This is a genomic window from Vibrio neptunius (assembly GCF_000967495.1).
Taxonomy (GTDB): domain Bacteria; phylum Pseudomonadota; class Gammaproteobacteria; order Enterobacterales; family Vibrionaceae; genus Vibrio; species Vibrio neptunius.
Genome location: NZ_JXXU01000117.1, coordinates 1 through 2,854, shown reverse-complemented (window position 1 = coordinate 2,854; position 2,854 = coordinate 1). Strand labels below are relative to the sequence as shown.

5 protein-coding genes are annotated in these 2,854 nt (G+C 40.7%); 4 read left to right on the top strand and 1 reads right to left on the bottom strand.

What is annotated here, in order from left to right:
- From TW84_RS24700 to TW84_RS23230, 3 genes are all read left to right on the top strand, one after another.
- Window positions 1–183, top strand: a 183-nt coding sequence (locus TW84_RS24700) for a hypothetical protein (protein ID WP_045977597.1), incomplete at its 5' end; no start/stop codon positions are given.
- A 266-nt stretch (window positions 184–449) separates the two neighbouring features.
- Entirely contained in the window at window positions 450–917 is a 468-nt protein-coding gene (locus tag TW84_RS23235; protein WP_045977976.1) for an SPFH domain-containing protein, read from the top strand.
- A gap of 73 nt (window positions 918–990) precedes the next feature.
- Complete coding sequence (locus tag TW84_RS23230; RefSeq protein WP_045977975.1) at window positions 991–1,461, top strand: hypothetical protein; 471 nt, start codon at window positions 991–993, stop codon at window positions 1,459–1,461.
- A gap of 157 nt (window positions 1,462–1,618) precedes the next feature.
- Here the strand turns inward: TW84_RS23230 and TW84_RS23225 are convergent, their stop codons facing one another.
- The gene (locus TW84_RS23225) at window positions 1,619–2,203 is read right to left on the bottom strand and encodes an SMI1/KNR4 family protein (protein WP_045977974.1); all 585 of its coding nucleotides are present in this window, start codon (window positions 2,201–2,203) and stop codon (window positions 1,619–1,621) included.
- Between the two features lie 301 nt (window positions 2,204–2,504).
- On the opposite strand from TW84_RS23225, the gene TW84_RS23220 reads away from it, so the two are divergent.
- A partial coding sequence (locus tag TW84_RS23220; protein WP_045977977.1) for a transposase occupies window positions 2,505–2,854 on the top strand: 350 nt, incomplete at its 3' end.

The window sequence follows — 2,854 nt, the reverse complement described above, 5'->3', positions numbered from 1 at the left end:
TCTTTGTGCGCACAGCCGATTGAGTTGGTGGCTTACGGGAAAGCGAAACTGAGCCCAGACGCACTGCTTGAGGTGTTGTCTGAACCGCAGATCCAGAAGAACCGTTGGTTTCCGCTGAGCGATAGTCAGCGAGATGGCATCGTGAAAACGCTTAAGGCAGAGCAAACTCTCACCTCGCGTTGATTAGCTATCAACGAGCAGGTTTGGCATTGCAGAGGTTTGGAGTAGGGTGCTCGCTCTAAATTATTATTAGTAATAGAATTTTTACTCTTCTTACTAAGATAACCCACACGCTCGTTTATATATATTGATAGAATGTATAATTCGAAGTATTTGTATTAATTTTCAGTTATATGCGATGGTTGGTGGTTAGTCAGGCGAACAGAATAACGAGATGACCTGTTATTAAGAATGTTATGTATCCGCCAGAATATCAAAAGGAGGTTTAGGTGTATCAAAACAAGCAAGCTTTAGCATTAGGGACATTGTTTGCAATGTTTGTTCTATTCATTTTACTCATTGTTTTATCATTGTGGGCTTGGCCCAAGTATAAAGTTTATAAGCTTGAACTAGACGGTATTGCAACCTTAAAAGAGGCGGAATGGAGTAAGCAGATTCTAATTGAAGAAGCTAAAGCAAGAGAAACAGCAGCTTTAATGCAAGCAAAAGCTAAGGTGACGCTAGCGGAAGCTGAGGGTAAAGCCATGATCGCGAAAGCCAAAGCTGAAGGTCTAGCTGACATCGAGCGCGCAAAAGCAGCGGCAAAAGCGAACCAAATTATAGGTAGTTCGTTGAAAGGTAATGATGAGTACCTGCGTTATATTTGGATCAAAGGTTTGCAAGATGGGAAAGGAGAGCGAATCTATATCCCTACAGAGGGCGGGTTACCGATTTTAGAAGCAGGTAAGGCAAAGTAACAAAGAATTCGCAGAATTCGAGGACACACCAATCTTTTGGTGTGTGTCCTGAATTGATGTGAACTGGATTAATATGAGTAAAAGACGAGTTAGAAACAAGAAAAAACAGACGGAAGGGTATAGAAAGCTTTCAGATTACCCTCAGTTAAGCTACGACGCTCGGCATCGCCTGTTTTATACTAAGCGTACTATAAATAATTCTAAAGAAGCGCGTATATTGAAATGGGCGCAAAAAACAGCAAGCTATAGGTTTCAGTTCTTCTATTACATCAGTGGTGTATTGTCTTTTATGATTTGGGCGGCTACGGGTATAGGCTTTGTTACTTTGCTTGGCTACGTTGGTTTAGGTTATGTGTTCTATCGCTATATACGCATGACATGGTCTTATGAAGAGCGTGTTACTTATGAAAGAGAATACCCAGTAAAAACAATAACAGAGGTTCATAAAGAGCTGGTTCACGATGGCTTAGTTACGAGTTTCTGTTCTATTGTAACCACAATAGCAATGTTCATTTTGGTTTATATGTCGAAATCTTTAACATAACAAGAAATACTACGAGGCGTTTTTTGAATTCGAGGACACACACCAATCTTTTGGTGTGTGTCCTGAATTGTGAATTATATCACTGGGCAATGGTGGAATATCAGCGCCTAACGCATACCTGTGGACTGGGAGAATTATGAGGGGATCCGCCAGCGCCCTAGTAATCTAGCCCAATTAATAAATGTTCAAAGTTAGTCAGAGCGGGAAAGATATCGACGCCGTCATAAGTTATATAAACGACTTCTGGCTCATCCTTCACGTTAAAGTCTAGACACAAAAGATCGCCGTTATCATTTGCGAAAGGTATCAACTTGCTCCAATCTCTTCCGCAAAGCTCTTGATCATATTCACCAGAGCTAAAGCATTCATCTAAGATTTTTTTCTCACTGTTATAGGCAGCACTACCCGGTAGGAAAAAACCGTCAAATAATACAAATGTGATATTTCTAGAACGCTTGTTGTCAACGATGTCAAAACTGATCGACAGAGATTTATTCATGTCATCCGGTGCGCAGGGGTAAGAGTAATTACAGCTATGATCAAAATAAAACCCGCCACACTCTTTTAAAAAATTAAGAAATAGTTCAGGGAACTGAATATTGAGTTCTTTTTCGATGGATATATGGTCAAAAGGTTGATCATTTTTAGCAAACCACATTGACGAGATCTTAGAGTTTTGTTTCGGGATGTTTTGGGCATTCCCATAAAAGAAAGCTTTGTAAGACTTGTTTTCAACCAACACTATTTATTCCCTTACACGAATACTTTTTATTCTATAATAAAAAATAATTTACATCAGTATGGGCATTTTTCGAAGAAACTTTCTTTGACAGAAATTCAGGACACAAACCAAAAGGACTAGAAATTCAGGACACACACCAGAAATTCAGGACACACACCAAAAGGACTCCAAAAGGACTAGAAATTCAGGACACACACCAAAAGGACTAAATAAGTATGATTTCCCCCTTTTCGAGGGACTGATTACAAACTCTTGTTTGAATGATTGCTAACTTCTTATTGTTCGACAAGGAGACACATTGATGACAACCGCGCGCAAGCAACTTATCTCGATTGAAGCCACATCCTATTATCATTGTGTTTCTCGTTGTGTGAGGCGCAGCTTTTTATGTGGTGAAGACCCGCAAACCCTAGTGAGTTATGAGCACCGAAGAGAGTGGATTGTCAACAAAATGCACTCGCTTGCGGAGCTCTACTGCATCGATATTTGTGCTTACGCCATCATGAGTAATCACTACCACTTAGTCGTCAGTATCAACCGAGAGAGAGCCTTGGGCTTATCACATCATCAGGTTGTTGAACGCTGGGGGATGGCGCACAAGTTACCCCCTATTGTTCAGCGCTGGCTTGATGGCCAGCTTACTCACCCGAT

Bases quoted from the DNA above. Each gene is read 5' to 3' on its own strand.
- TW84_RS23230 (WP_045977975.1), top strand. From the start codon at position 991: ATGAGTAAAAGACGAGTTAGAAACAAGAAAAAACAGACGGAAGGGTAT.